Genomic DNA, 13,029 nt, shown 5'->3' on the forward strand with positions numbered 1-13,029 from the left:
GGTAAGGCTTGGCTAAGTCTAAGCAAGGCGGGCATCGGGCGGCCCGGCCCCCTCGGCACAATGGCCTCATGTCTTCACACGCCCCGACCGTCGGCTTCGACCTCGACATGACGCTCATCGACTCCCGCCCCGGCATCAAGGCCAACTACCTGGCCCTCTCCGCCGAGACCGGCGTCCCGATAGACGCCGACCTGGTGGTCAACAGGCTCGGCCCGCCCGTCGAGGACGAGCTCGCGAACTGGTACCCGGCCGATGCGGTCGCCGCGACGGCCGACCGGTACCGCGAGATCTATCCGCAGCACGCGATCACGCCGACGTTCGCCATGCCCGGCGCACGGGAGGCCATCGAGGCGGTGCAGGCGCTCGGCGGGCGGGCGATCGTCGTCACTGCCAAGTACGAACCGAGCGCCGAACTGCACCTCGCCCATCTCGGGATCGCGCCGGACGCGGTGATCGGCCGGCTCTGGGCCGAGGCCAAGGCGGAGGCGCTGGTGCAACACGGCGCGCGGATCTACGTCGGCGACCACACCGGGGACGTACGCGGGGCGCGCGCAGCGAACGCCCTGGCGGTCGGCGTCACCACCGGCCCGTGCGATGCGGAGGAGCTGCGGCGGGCGGGCGCCGACGTGATCCTGCCAAATCTCACCGAGTTCCCGGCCTGGCTTCGTTCCTGCACGGAACGCGGCTGACGGGCCCCGCTAGCGGGCGGCGGCGCGCTTCGGCGAGTTCTTCCACACCGACCGGACCACCCCCGCCGCGGCGATCAGGAAACCCAGTCCCATCAGCATGCACACCGCATAAGCGACAGACGGGAACGGATCGGTACCCAGGAACAGCGGGGCCACGGTGACCAGTGTGGCCAGTGCGCCGATGAAGAAGACGATCGCGCCGACCTGTACGAGCCGGTCGCCTGCGCCGGAAGGAGTAGTACTCACCCGGCCAGGGTAGTTCCCAGCTCGGCGGAACCATCAGGCGACGTCTTGTCTCCGGCTCCTGGGCCATTAGCCTTGGAGCCGGCGGGTCGTGGAGACCCGCTGTACTGCTATCCGGAGCCGTTTTGCGGCTCTCCCGCGCACCGACGAGTACGAGGACGAGGACAGACGTGCCCACGGGTAAGGTCAAATGGTTCAATTCGGAAAAGGGCTTCGGCTTTCTTTCGCGTGACGACGGCGACGACGTCTTCGTCCACTCGTCAGTACTCCCGGACGGCGTCGATGCCCTCAAGCCGGGGCAACGCGTCGAGTTCGGCGTGGTCGCGGGCCAGCGCGGTGACCAGGCACTCTCCGTCGTGATCCTCGACCCCACCCCGTCCGTCGCCGCCGCGCAGCGGCGCAAGCCGGACGAGCTGGCGTCGATCGTGCAGGATCTGACGACGCTGCTGGAGAACATCACGCCGAGCCTGGAGCGGGGCCGCTACCCGGACAAGGCCGCGGGTGCACAGATCGCGGGCCTGCTGCGGGCGGTTGCCGACCAGCTCGACGTCTGAGCAGGCGCAGTGGCGTGAGTCGCGCCGCCCGTTGTCGTCAACGGGCGGCGAACGACAGCGCGTCCGGGGCCAGCGGCGGCACGAGGCCCTCCGCCGCCGCACGGGTCAGCAGGCCGCGGATCGCCGCGTAGCCGCTCTCGCCGAGGTCGGCGGTGAACTCGTTGACGTAGAGGCCGATGTGCTGGTCCGCCACGGCCGGGTCCATCTCCTGGGCGTGCTCAAGGACGTACGGGCGTGACTGCTCCGGGTCGTCCCAGGCCATCCGCACCGACGTACGGATCGCGTCCGCCAGCTCCTGGAGCGCCTCTCCGCCCAGCGACCGCTTGGCGATGATCGCGCCGAGCGGGATCGGCAGGCCGGTGGTCGACTCCCAGTGCTCGCCCATGTCGGCGAGGCTGTGGAGGCCGTAGTTCCGGTACGTGAAACGGGCCTCGTGGATCACGAGCCCGGCGTCCACCCGGCCGTCACGCACCGCAGGCATGATCTCGTCGAACGGCAGTACGACGATCTCGCCCACGCCGCCCGGCACCACCTCCGCCGCCCAGAGCCGGAAGAGCAGATAGGCGGTGGAGCGCTCGCTCGGGACGGCGACGGTCTTCCCGGTCAGGTCCGTACCCGGCTCCTTCGTGAGGACGAGCGGCCCGCAGCCGCGCCCCAGGGCCCCGCCGCACGGCAGCAGCGCGTACTCGTCGAGCACCCACGGCAGGACGGCGTACGAGACCTTCAGGACGTCCAGTTCGCCGCGCTCGGCCATGCCGTTGGTGAGGTCGATGTCGGCGAAGGTGACATCGAGAGCGGGCGCGCCGGGGACCCTTCCGTGCGCCCAGGCATCGAAGACGAAGGTGTCGTTCGGGCACGGCGAGAAGGCGATCCGCAGCTTCGAAGGCTGTGCGTCGCCGGCGGAGTCAGTCACGGTTTCGGTCATGTCGGTCATGGTGGGTCCAACCTTCCACTACGGGTGCGAGCTTCCCGAACGCCTCGGTGAGCGCGGCCAGGGCCTCGCCGATGCGCCAGGCGTCCCGGTCGCGCGGGCCCACGCTGTTCGAGACGGCCCGGAGTTCGAGCACGGGTACGCCGAGCCGGTCGGCCGCTTCCGCGACACCGAAGCCCTCCATGGCCTCGGCGACGGCTCCGGGATGTGCGGCCAGCAGCGCGGTGGTGCGGGCCGCGCTGCCGGTCACGGTGGAGACGGTGAGTACGGGGCCCGGGACGGCGCCGGTGGCGGCCGCCACCTCCCGCACGAGGGCGTCGGGCGGCAGGAAGGTGTCCCTGCCGAAGCCGAGACCGGTGACGGGCACGAAGCCGTCCGGGGTCTCGGCGCCCAGATCGGCGGCGACGATGCCGGTCGCCACGACGAGGGAGCAGACGGGGGCGGCGGGAGCGAAGCCGCCACCGATGCCGGCCGAGACGACGAGACCGTACGGTTCGGGCGCGGCGGCGAGGGCGAAGGCCGCGGCGGCTGCCGCGGCGGCCGGGCCCACGCCGCCCGCGAGGACGTCGAACGGACCGGCGCGGTGCACCTCGGCGCCCGGCACCCCGCGTACCTGTGCCGGCCCCCCGAACGCGCGCGTGACCGCGTCCCGTTCGGCCGGGACAGCGGTCACGACAAGCACCCGCACAGCGGTGGTCCTCAGAGGTTCAGGAGATTCAGGACGTCTTCTTGAGCTGGAAGTGCCAGACGCCCGTGAGCTTCTGACCCTTCGCCTCCACAATGCTGATCTGCGTCTTGTCCGTCGTCTGCTCGCCGGTCTGGCTGGCGAAGAACGCGCTGCCCGGGATGGACCGGTAGGTCTTCTTGTACGGCTCCTGCTCGGCCTGCTGGCCGTTGATGAACAGGGTCCAGCCGACGTCCGCGATCTCGGGGTCGACGCCGAAGCGGACCTTGTCGTCCATCGCGACCTTGACGGACTTCTCCGCCTTCTTGTTGAGGCAGCCCTGGATCTCGGACTCCTTGAGGGGCTTGCCGTCGTTGTAGCAGGCCGCCTCGGTGCTCACCGAGATGTCGCCGACCGTCACGGTGGCGAGCGGCGTCGGCTTGTCGCAGGCGGACAGGACAAGGAGTCCCGCGGACACGGCACCAAGAGCGACGCCGATTCGACGGCCCTTACCGGAGAAGAACGCAACGGTCATGGGCCGAAGGTTATCGGTCGTCCCGGCTCACGCCACGCGGGGGTGCGGCGAGCCGCGCCGCGCGGCGCCGAGGAGACCCCGTACGGAGGCGGCGGCGCCGAGGGCGAGGATGCCGGCGGCGACGGACATGCCGAGTACTCCGTTGAGGGGGAGTGCGATACCGATGGCGCCGCCGACCACCCAGGCCATCTGGAGCACGGTCTCGGACCGGGCGAAGGCCGACGTCCGCACCTCCTCCGGAACGTCACGCTGGATCATGGCGTCCAGTGACAGCTTCGAGAGCGCCTGGGTGAATCCGGCGGTCGCCCCCAGCGCGGCGACCATCACGGTGCTGAAGAACACCGCGGCGAGCACGGCGACTCCGAGGGCCAGCCCCAGCACGGTCGCGATGATCACCTCGGGCCCGCGGGCCCTGAGCCAGGAGCCCACCGCCGTACCGCAGGCGTTGCCGACCCCGGCCGCCACACCCACGATGCCGAGGGACACGGCGGCGCTCTGCCCGGCGAGCGGGTGCTCGCGCAGCAGGAACGCCAGGAAGAAGATCAGGAAGCCGGAAAGCGCACGGTGCGAGGCGTTCGCCTGGAGGCCGTGCAGGACGGACGGCCCGACGGACCGCAGCCCGGGAGGTTTCTCCCGCCCCTTCTTCCTGGACGCGTCCGCGTTCCTGTGGCCGCTCTTCGTACCGTCCTTCCTGGTGCTTCCCCCCGGGCGCGGATCGGCCGGCGGGCGCTCCTGGCCGTGCGGGACGACGAGGCGGGCCTTGCGCTCGCCCTTCGCGGAGTCGACCTTGTGCGGGAGGGTGAAGGCGAGGACGGTCCCGCCGATGAAGATCGTGCAGGCGCCGTAGAGCGGCCAGGCGGATCCGATGCTCTGGAGTCCCGCTCCGATCGGGGCCGCCACGCCCGTAGCCAGCAGACCGGCGAGGGTGACCCGGGAATTGGCCTTCACCAGAGAGAAACGGGGTGGCAGGAGCCGGGGTACGACGGCGCTGCGTACGACTCCGTACGCCTTGGAGGAGACCAGGACGCCCAGCGCCGCGGGATAGAGCTCCAGGCCGCCCGTCGCGACGGCGCCGGACATCGTGAGGGCGAGCACCGCCCTGGCGAACATCGCGCCGGCCATCGCCGCGCGGCGGCCGTGCGGCAGCCGGTCCAGGAGCGGGCCGATCACCGGGGCGAGCAGGATGAACGGAGCCATCGTGACGGCGAGATAGAGGGCGACACGGCCGCGAGCCTCGTCCGTCGGCACGGAGAAGAACACCGTGGAGGCGAGCGCGACGGTGATCATGACGTCGCCCGCGCCGTTGACCGCGTGCAGTTCGATCAGCTTGCCGAGACCGGACTCCCCGGCTCCATGGGCGTGCGTCGCCTTCCGGATTCCCTTCGCGGTGCCGGTGAACGGGGTGTGCAGGGCATGACCCATCGTCCGGCCCACCCTGCGGAGCGGACCGGACGCCTCGGACGACCTGGCGGCAGCCACCTGGTCATAGTGCCCCACCCCCCGGCGTTGCGAACCGTGATCGGGCGGGGGCGCGGCGCGGGACGCCCTGTCGGGTGAGTGGCCCAAGGGGTGCCCCGAGGGAAATTTTGGCTGGGAGTCGCGGTGGATCCGTGCCGGAATCGCACGGGATTTATCCCTCTGGGGCCCTGCTCAGCTGTGGATCCTGTGCTGTTTGGGGTGGGCAGGTGGGCTCGGGGCGGCGGAGAGGGTAGCGTGCGTAACGCGCCACCGGCGGTTGTTCTTGGCCGCGCGCCTCTCCGCGATCCCGCAGAATGGGTGGCAGAAGGCGCGCCCGAGGCAGGCACAACGGGTGTGGACGTCGACGCGGCCCCCAGGTCCGCTCCGCCCACAACTGTCATGGCCGAAATCGGACATCGATGGAGCTGCTGGCGCGCTCGTGAGACGGCGTATGGAGAGAAGCGAGACCTGTGAGTGCTGCGACGACGCGAAGCCGTACGGCCCGTACCCCCGCCCCCGACCGTCTGTGCGCCGAGGCGGTAGACCTCGCGCGCACGGCGGCCGAGGAGGCCGCTGCGCCCGGAGTGGTCGGTGAACACGTGGCCCTGGTCTCCGAGGGGGACCGGGTCGTCACGCACTACTTCGAGTGCAAGGAACCCGGCTACCGGGGCTGGCGCTGGGCGGTGACGGTTGCCAGGGCCTCCAGGGCGAAGAACGTCACCCTTGACGAAACGGTGCTGCTGCCCGGTTCCGACGCGCTCCTCGCCCCCGAGTGGGTGCCGTGGAGCGAGCGGCTGCGCCCGGGGGACATGGGCCCCGGCGACCTGCTGCCCACCGAGGCGGAGGACCCGCGCCTGGAGCCGGGTTACACCGGCGAGGACGAGCCCCTGCCGAACTCCTTGGTCTCCGAGGTGTCCCAGGAGCTGGCGGCCCTCGTCGAAGCGGAGGACGCGGAGCTGACGACGCGTCCCGAGGGGACGAGCCGCGGCTCGATCGCCTCGGTCGCGGAGGAGCTCGGCACGCGGCGGGCGCGGGTGCTGTCCCGGTACGGGCTGCGGATGGCGGCCGACCGGTGGGACGAGGAGTTCGGAGCGAAGACACCGATGGCGCAGGCCGCGCCGGCGTCCTGTGTCACGTGCGCGTTCCTGGTTCCGATGGCGGGCTCGCTGAGGCAGGCCTTCGGGGTGTGCGCCAACGAGTTCGCTCCGGCGGACGGCCGGGTGGTCTCGCTGTCGTACGGCTGCGGCGGCCACTCCGAGGCCGCGGTGATGCCGAAGCCGCCGAAGCCGACGCCGCATGCGCTGGACACGTTGCAGGTGGACGACTACCCGTTGCGTCCGGCGGACGACTCCGGCTCGGTGCCGGCCCAGGCGGACGGGTCCACGGAGGATCTGGGCCACTCCTGACGCTCCCGGCCGCCGCGGTGCCCGGACCCCGCACGGTCCGGGCTCACCCGGGTCGGCTTCGTCCTCGATCGCCGGACGGGCTCGATGTGGCTGCCCGGCTCCGGGCCATGAGGCTCTCCGGCTCAAAAGTGACGTCCGGGGCGGCAATTTCGGCCCGCCCGGCGTTCGAGGACGGAACGTTTGCGCCGGGGCGGGGCCGAGCAGCTGGTGCGCCCAGGTGAGCAAACCCGGCCCGTCCGGCGCTTGAGGACGACCGCCCTGCCCATGGAGGCGGCTCCGCGCGCGGTACCTTCGGGCGCACACTGGGCGTCACGGGTCACCGGAAGAGCGGAGTTACGAGCGTGAGCATGAATGCGACCGAGGGGGCCGATCCGTTCGGGACGGCACGGCTGCGGCGCGGCGTGCTCGACGCCTGGGGCGCTGGTCCAGCCCGCTTCCGTGAGGACGCCAACGCCGAGGAGGACCTCGTCCTCGGCGGCTACCGCGACCGCCTCGTCATCGAACTGGCCCAGAACGCGGCCGACGCCGCCGGCCGCGCAGGCGTCCCGGGCCGGCTCCGTCTCACGCTGCACGAGGCCGGCGACACCCCTGCCGTCCTGGCCGCCGCCAACACCGGCGCGCCGCTGGACGCGACCGGCGTCGAGTCCCTGAGCACGCTGCGGGCCTCCGCCAAGCGCGAGGGCCACGAGTCGTCCGTCGGGCGGTTCGGAGTGGGGTTCGCGGCCGTGCTCGCCGTCAGCGACGAGCCCGCCGTCATCGGCCGCTACGGCGGCGTCCGCTGGTCCCTCGCCGAGGCCCGCGACCTCGCCCGGCAGGCCGCCGTGGGCAGCCCCGGCCTCGGTGACGAGCTGCGCCGCCGCGACGGCCACGTACCGCTGCTCAGGCTCCCGCTGCCCGCAGAGGGCACCGCACCCGACGGGTACGACACCGTCGTCGTCCTGCCGCTGCGCGACGGCGTGGCCGAGGACCTCGTCGCGCGGCTGCTCACCGGCGTGGACGACGCGCTGCTGCTCACCCTCCCCGGCCTCGACGAGATCGTCATCGAAGTCCCGGACGGCGTACGGACGTTGCGCCGCTCGCAGCACGGCCCGTACACCCACATCGACGACTCCACGCAGGGCACCCATCGCTGGCGCACCGTCGCCCACCACGGCCCGGTCGAGCCCGCCCTGCTCGCCGACCGCCCCGTCGAGGAGCGGCTGCGCCCGCACTGGTCGGTCACCTGGGCCGTGCCCGTCGGTGAGGACGGGGCGCCCGAGAACCCCCGTACCGCCCCCGTCGTGCACGCGCCGACGCCCACCGACGAGCCCCTCGGTGTACCCGCGCTGCTCATCGCCTCGTTGCCGCTCGACACCACCCGCAGGCACCCCGCGCCGGGTCCGCTGACCGACTTCCTGGTGCAGCGCGCGGCCGATGCGTACGCGGAGCTGCTCGCCGCGTGGGAGCCCGTGTCCGTCGCCACGATCGCGCTCGTGCCGGGCCCGCTCGGCAAGGGACAGCTGGACGGTGCGCTGCGGGCCGCGATCCTGGAACGGCTGCCCCGGATCGCGTTCCTGGAGCCCGCCGCCCCCAGGGATCCGGCCGCCGAGTTCGACCGGTGGGAGGACTGGGAGACCCCCGACACCGATGCGACCGGCAAGGCGACCACCGCGCTGCGGCCCATCGAGGCCGAGGTCGTCGAAGGGGTGGGCGCCGAGACCGTACGGGTCCTCGCCGAGGTGCTGCCCTGCCTGCTGCCCGCCGGGCTCGAGCGCCGCGTCGAGCTCCGTACGCTCGGCGTCGCCCGCGTCCCGCTGACCGAGGCCATCGACCGCCTGGCCGGTCTGGAGCGCGCCCCGGACTGGTGGCGGCGGCTGTACGACAGCCTGGCCGGGGTCGACCCCGACCGTCTCTCCGGCCTTCCGGTGCCGCTCGCCGGGGAGGGCTCGACCGATGACGCGCCCCGCACGACCATCGGCCCCCGCCAGGTCCTCCTTCCGCTCCCCGACGCGCTGACCGCCCCGGTCCTCGCCAGGCTGGCCCGGCTCGGGCTGAAGGTCGCCCACCCGGACGCCGCTCATCCGCTCCTGGAGAAGCTGGGCGCCCTGCCCGCCACCCCCCGAGCCGTCCTGACGACCCCCCAGGTCCGGGCCGCCGTAGCCGGCTCGCTGGACGCGGGCGAGATCTGGGACGAGGACGCCCTGGACGGCGACGAGCTCGCCGAGACCGTCCTGACACTCGTACGCGACGCGGACCTCGAACCCGGCGACGAGCCCTGGCTGGGTGCCCTCGCCCTGCCCGACGAGGACGGCGAACCCGCGCCCGCCGGTGAACTCGTGCTGCCCGGCAGCCCGTTCGCCCAGATCATGCGCGAGGGTGAACTCGCCCTGTGCGACGGGGAACTGGCCGAACGCTGGGGCGAACAGCCCCTCACCGCCTGCGGGGTGCTGGCCACCTTCGCGCTCGTACGGGCCGCCGACGTCGTCCTGGATCCCGACGAACTCGAGCCCCGTGACAGCGACTTCGCCGAACCGGACGACGCCGGGCTGCTCGACGCCGTCGACGTGTGGTGCGAGGACGTCCTGGACCAGCTGCCCGACACCCCGGTGCCGCCCGTCGCCACCGAACTCGTCGCCGTACGTGACCTGGACCTCGTCGACGACGACGCCTGGCCGCAGGCGCTCGCGATGCTCGCCCGCCCGCCGCTGCGCGACGCGCTGACCCAGCCGGTACGCATCCTGCTCCCGGACGGTACGACCCAGTCCGTGCGCCCCTACACCGCCTGGTGGCTGCGCGATCACCCCGTGCTCGACGGCCGCCGTCCGGCGGGCCTGCGCGCGGCGGGCGGGGATCCGCGCCTCGCGGGCCTGTACGACTCCGCCGACGCGACGGGCTTCGACGACGCGCAGGTGCTGCGCGCGCTGGGCGTACGGACTTCGGTGGCCGCGCTCCTGGACGAGCCGGGCGGTGCGGCCGAGCTGCTGGGCCGGCTCGCGGACGAGGAGCGTCCCGTCGGCCCCGTACAGCTGCACTCGCTCTACACGGCCCTCGCCGAGCTGGACCCCGAACAGGTCACACTGCCCGACGAGTTGAGGGCCGTCGTCGACGACGAGGTACGGGTGGTCGACGCGGCGGACGCCGTGATCGCCGACGCGCCCGACGTATTGCCGCTGACCGCGGGGCTCCCGCTGCTGCCGGTGGCTCCGGCCCGCGCGGCCGAGCTGGCGGAGCTGCTCCAGGTGCGGCGGCTCGGCGAGAGCATCGAGGCCGGGGTGACGAGCGAGGGCGAAGAGCACGAGGTGCCCGAGTCGGTGCGGATCCTGCTCGGTGCCGGAACCCCGGACACGTACATCGAGCACGGTGAACTGCGCGCGGGCGGCGTCGAGCTGGACTGGCGCCGGACCCCGGACGGGGTGGTCCACGCCTCCACGCTGGAGGGCGTGGCGGCCGGTCTCGCCTGGGCGGCCGGGCAGTGGCCGCGCCGCTTCGAGGTGGCCGCGCTGCTCGAGGACCCGTCCCGCACGGAGGAGCTGGCCCGGGACCGCTGGTTCGACTGACCGGGCGGGGCTACGCGGGGAAGCGGCGGCTCACCAGCCTCCAGGAGAACTCCAGGGCGGCCGCCGCCACCACCGCGATCCCGACCGCCGTCCACGGCATCGACGCCCCCACCAGCTTCAGCGCGAAGAAGTCCTGGAGCCAGGGCACCGCGAGCACGACGAGGAAGCACAGCCCCATCGTCGCGACCAGGGCGACCCGCCACCAGGTGTAGGGGCGGGCGATGATCACCAGGACCCACATCGAGACCAGGAACAGGGTGAGCGTCGCCGCGCTCGTCTCGGCGCTCAGCGCGTCCTCGCCGGTGTAGGCGTGCCGGGCCACCAGGTACGTGGCGAAGGTGGCCGCCGCGGCGATGGTCCCGGACGGAATCGCGTACCGCATGACACGGCGTACGAAGTTGGGCCGGGCCCGCTCCTTGTTCGGTGCGAGCGCCAGGAAGAACGCGGGCACGCCGATCGTCAGCGTGGACAGCAGCGTGAGGTGGCGCGGCAGGAACGGGTACTCCACCTGGAAGCAGACCACCAGGATCGCCAGCAGCACCGAGTAGACGGTCTTCGTCAGGAACAGCGTGGCGACCCGGGTGATGTTGCCGATGACCCGGCGGCCCTCGGCCACGACCGACGGCAGAGTGGCGAAGCTGTTGTCGAGCAGCACGATCTGGGCCACGGCGCGGGTCGCCTCCGAGCCCGAGCCCATGGAGACGCCGATGTCGGCGTCCTTAAGCGCGAGGACGTCATTGACCCCGTCGCCCGTCATCGCGACGGTGTGGCCGCGCGACTGGAGGGCCGCGACCATGTCCCGCTTCTGCTGCGGGGTGACCCGGCCGAAGACCGCGTTCCGCTCGATGGCGGTGGCCATCTCGTCGCGTTCGGCGGGCAGCCGGCGGGCGTCCAGGGTGTGCTCGGCGCCCGGAAGGCCCAGCTTCTTCGCGACCGCGCCGACGGATACGGCGTTGTCGCCGGAGATGACCTTCGCCGCGACGTTCTGGTCGGCGAAGTAGGCCAGGGTCTCCCCGGCGTCCGGCCGCAGCCGCTGCTCCAGGACGACCAGCGCGGTGGGCAGGGCGCCGGCGGCCGCGTCCGGTGCGTCCAGCCCGCCGGGCACCCGGGCCAGGAGCAGAACCCGCAGGCCCTGTTCGTTGAGGTGCCCGGTTTCGGTGAGAGCGGGGTCGTCGGCGGCGAGCAGTACATCGGGGGCGCCGAGGAGCCAGGCGGAGGCGTCCCCGTTGCCTTCGGCGAAGGCGGCGCCGCTGTACTTGCGGGCCGAGGAGAACGGCATCGCCTGGGTCACCTCCCAGCCCTCGCCGTCCGGGTAGGCGTCGATGATGGCCTGGAGGCTGGCGTTGGGCCGTGGATCGGAGGCGCCGAGGGCGCCCAGGACGCGGTGGACGTACCCCTCGTCGGAGCCGTTCAGCGGCCGTACCCCGGTGACATCCATACCGCCCTCGGTGAGGGTGCCGGTCTTGTCGAGGCAGACGATGTCGACGCGGGCCAGACCCTCGATGGCGGGGAGCTCCTGCACGAGGCACTGCTTGCGGCCGAGCCGGATGACGCCGATGGCGAAGGCGACCGAGGTGAGCAGGACCAGGCCCTCGGGGATCATGGGGACGATGCCGCCGACGGTCCGGGCGACCGAGTCCTTGAAGTTGTTGTCCTTGACGACGAGCTGGCTGATGATCAGCCCGATCGCGGTCGGCACCATCATCCAGGTCACGTACTTGAGGATGGTGCTGATGCCGCTGCGGAGCTCGGACTGGACGAGGGTGAAGCGGGACGCCTCCTCGGCGAGCTGCGCGGCATAGGCCTCGCGGCCGACCTTGGTGGCGGTGAAGGCCCCGCCGCCCGCGACGACGAAGCTGCCGGACATCACCGGGTCGCCGGGGCGTTTGACGACGGGGTCGGCCTCGCCGGTCAGGAGCGACTCGTCGATCTCCAGGCTGTCGGCCTCGGCGATCACGCCGTCCACCACGGCCTTGTCCCCGGGACCCAGCTCGACCAGGTCGCCGAGGACGATCTCGGAGACGGAGACCTCGGCGGCGACCCCGTCCCGCCGCACCGTGGGTTTTGCCTCGCCGATGACCGCGAGGCTGTCCAGGGTCTTCTTGGCGCGCCACTCCTGGATGATCCCGATACCGGTGTTGGCGATGATCACGAAACCGAAGAGGCTGTCCTGGATCGGCGCGACGAACAGCATGATCACCCAGAGCACACCGATGATCAGGTTGAACCGGGTGAGGACGTTGGCCCGGACGATTTCGGTCACGGAGCGGGACGAGCGCACGGGCACGTCGTTGACCTCGCCGCGCGCGACCCGCTCGGCCACCTCTGCGGTGCTCAGTCCGCCGGGGCGCGGACGTTGTACGAGGTCGGGTTCCGGCTGCTCCCCGGAGGGGTCGAGTGCCCGCTGAGTCATGGTTCCGACCGTACGGGCGGAAGGCGCAATTCACCCGCCGGAAGCGCGAAGATCCGACCGGGGGACGAGACGGATGGTCCCCCGGTTGTACGTCAGTGCTGGACGCCGCCGTCGGGGGCGTCCTGGGCGGCCGGCGAGGACGCCTCCGCCGCGGCCCGCTTGATCGCGGCGTCCCGTCCCCGTACGTACCAGATGCCGATGAGCCCGAGACCGGCTCCGGCGAGGCAGGTCCACACCCACCAGGTGCTTCCGCGGTCGTCGAACCATCCGTAGAAGGGGAGCTGGACGAGGAAGAGGACGAACCAGAGGATCGTGCCGCCGGTGACGGTGGCGACGACGGGCCCCTCCAGGGGTTCGGGTGCCTCGTGCTTCGGTGTCCACTTCGCCATGGCCACAGTCTAGGCCCCGCCGGATGCCGGTCCGCGGGGCAGGCGGCGGATCAGTCAACAGGGCAGTCGGCCCATGGGTCTACGCGCGGAGATAGCGATTTTCGATTTATGTATTCATACTGAATTTGGTTACGGGTGTCCTGATTTATTCGTATGAACATCCAAAAACTGACTACTTTCGTCCCTTGTTCCATCCCTCGATGCACGACTG

The 13,029-nt window shown here is 72.0% G+C and carries 11 protein-coding genes; 4 read left to right on the forward strand and 7 right to left on the reverse strand.

The annotated features are described in order from the left end of the window. Window positions 1-68 precede the first annotated feature (68 nt). Window positions 69-689, forward strand: a complete 621-nt coding sequence (locus ACFWBQ_RS18610; protein ID WP_385489772.1) for an HAD family hydrolase — start codon at window positions 69-71, stop codon at window positions 687-689. Between the two features lie 9 nt (window positions 690-698). Here ACFWBQ_RS18610 and ACFWBQ_RS18615 read toward each other — a convergent pair whose 3' ends face one another. Further along, entirely contained in the window at window positions 699-935 is a 237-nt protein-coding gene (locus tag ACFWBQ_RS18615; RefSeq protein ID WP_385489776.1) for a hypothetical protein, read from the reverse strand. A 167-nt stretch (window positions 936-1,102) separates the two neighbouring features. On the opposite strand from ACFWBQ_RS18615, the gene ACFWBQ_RS18620 reads away from it, so the two are divergent. Continuing rightward, window positions 1,103-1,486: a cold-shock protein gene (locus ACFWBQ_RS18620; protein ID WP_329208578.1), complete on the forward strand. Its 384-nt coding sequence runs from the start codon at window positions 1,103-1,105 to the stop codon at window positions 1,484-1,486. Between the two features lie 37 nt (window positions 1,487-1,523). Here the strand turns inward: ACFWBQ_RS18620 and ACFWBQ_RS18625 are convergent, their stop codons facing one another. From ACFWBQ_RS18625 to ACFWBQ_RS18640, 4 genes are read right to left on the reverse strand one after another with little or no spacing between them, the layout of a single operon-like run. Next, entirely contained in the window at window positions 1,524-2,411 is an 888-nt protein-coding gene (locus ACFWBQ_RS18625; protein ID WP_385489780.1) for a 1,4-dihydroxy-6-naphthoate synthase, read from the reverse strand. After that, a complete protein-coding gene (locus ACFWBQ_RS18630) occupies window positions 2,392-3,105 on the reverse strand; it encodes a futalosine hydrolase (protein WP_385489782.1) in 714 nt (237 codons plus the stop codon). The genes ACFWBQ_RS18625 and ACFWBQ_RS18630 overlap by 20 nt, the downstream gene beginning before the upstream one ends. A 28-nt stretch (window positions 3,106-3,133) precedes the next feature. Further along, window positions 3,134-3,616 (reverse strand): DUF2771 domain-containing protein, encoded by a 483-nt coding sequence (locus tag ACFWBQ_RS18635; RefSeq protein ID WP_385489784.1) that lies wholly within the window; start codon window positions 3,614-3,616, stop codon window positions 3,134-3,136. A 27-nt stretch (window positions 3,617-3,643) separates the two neighbouring features. Next, a complete protein-coding gene (locus ACFWBQ_RS18640) occupies window positions 3,644-5,095 on the reverse strand; it encodes an MFS transporter (protein WP_385489787.1) in 1,452 nt (483 codons plus the stop codon). A 449-nt stretch (window positions 5,096-5,544) separates the two neighbouring features. Here ACFWBQ_RS18640 and ACFWBQ_RS18645 point away from each other — a divergent pair, with 449 nt between their 5' ends. Continuing rightward, window positions 5,545-6,480, forward strand: a complete 936-nt coding sequence (locus ACFWBQ_RS18645; RefSeq protein ID WP_385489790.1) for a DUF3027 domain-containing protein — start codon at window positions 5,545-5,547, stop codon at window positions 6,478-6,480. Window positions 6,481-6,827: 347 nt separating this feature from the next. After that, a complete protein-coding gene (locus tag ACFWBQ_RS18650) occupies window positions 6,828-10,016 on the forward strand; it encodes a sacsin N-terminal ATP-binding-like domain-containing protein (RefSeq protein ID WP_385489914.1) in 3,189 nt (1,062 codons plus the stop codon). Between the two features lie 10 nt (window positions 10,017-10,026). Here ACFWBQ_RS18650 and ACFWBQ_RS18655 read toward each other — a convergent pair whose 3' ends face one another. After that, a complete protein-coding gene (locus ACFWBQ_RS18655; protein ID WP_385489793.1) occupies window positions 10,027-12,429 on the reverse strand; it encodes an HAD-IC family P-type ATPase in 2,403 nt (800 codons plus the stop codon). Between the two features lie 92 nt (window positions 12,430-12,521). Continuing rightward, window positions 12,522-12,818 carry a DUF2530 domain-containing protein gene (locus ACFWBQ_RS18660; protein WP_385489796.1) on the reverse strand — a complete coding sequence of 99 codons (297 nt, stop codon included), beginning with the start codon at window positions 12,816-12,818 and terminating at the stop codon, window positions 12,522-12,524. Window positions 12,819-13,029 lie beyond the last annotated feature (211 nt).

The organism is Streptomyces sp. NPDC060035, from assembly GCF_042736635.1.
Taxonomy (GTDB): Bacteria; Actinomycetota; Actinomycetes; order Streptomycetales; family Streptomycetaceae; genus Streptomyces.